Consider the following 880-nt stretch of genomic DNA (forward strand, 5'->3'; position numbering starts at 1 on the left):
ACTGACCCATCTTTGTTGATGTTGATGGTGAAATGCGGGCGCGGCAGACTCTGGGCTTCACTGGAAGTGGGCAACTGCAAATTGAGGCCCTTGTCGGGAATCATCTGCAGAGTGATCATGATGAAAAACACCAGCAGGAAAAGCATGATGTCGATCATTGGAATGATTTCGACCCGGCCTTTCTTCTGCTCGAAGTAACGCCGGTTCATTATCCTGCCCTCGCCACGGCAACCGCTTCGGCATTGGGACGGCCTTCAGCGTCAAAAGTCACGACCGGCTGACCATCCATGCGGTTGATGAGCATGGTTTTGACCGAGTCCAGTTGCAGCAGAATCATGCGCACCTGATTGTTGAAGGCGTTGAAGGTCAACAAACCGAGCATGGCGATGAACAGACCGGAAGCGGTGGATACCAGCGCATCGGCAACGCCACCCGTGACCTGCATGGGCGCGTGTCCGGGCTGGGCCAACACTGAGAACGCATGGAACATGCCGATGATGGTCCCGAACAAACCGAGCAGGGGGGCCAAGGTAATAATGGTGTCCAGCAACCACAGGCGGCGGTCCAGTTTCGGCGCAATGACCAGCACGCTTTCTTCCAGACGGCTGGCGAGGGCTTCGCCTTTCACCTGACCACTATGAGCGGCAGCGGTGCGCAGCAATGCGGCTTCGGGTAAGTCGCCTGCGTCTTCTGCCAGGGTGTTGAGGGCTTCACGGTCGAGGCGGCCATGACGCCCCAGTTCTTGCACAAACACCAGACCGCGCAGAATGGTCCGCCGCAGGTACCAGAAACGATCCACCATCACCGCCAGTTCCACCAGCAGCATCAGGCCCAAAATGTATAGAACCCCGTCCGAGTAGTTGGCGAGGTGAATGAGATA

The 880-nt window shown here is 57.2% G+C and carries 2 protein-coding genes; both read right to left on the minus strand.

Translation table 11 applies throughout. From position 1 onward, the window contains the following. A partial coding sequence (locus HJG40_RS13185; protein WP_215864622.1) for an ExbD/TolR family protein occupies positions 1 to 209 on the minus strand: 209 nt, incomplete at its 3' end. Beyond that, positions 209 to 880 (minus strand): MotA/TolQ/ExbB proton channel family protein (locus HJG40_RS13190; protein WP_215864623.1); only part of this gene is annotated, 672 nt, incomplete at its 5' end. The genes HJG40_RS13185 and HJG40_RS13190, both read right to left, overlap by 1 nt.

Source organism: Acidithiobacillus concretivorus (genome assembly GCF_018853445.1).
GTDB lineage: Bacteria > Pseudomonadota > Gammaproteobacteria > Acidithiobacillales > Acidithiobacillaceae > Acidithiobacillus > Acidithiobacillus concretivorus.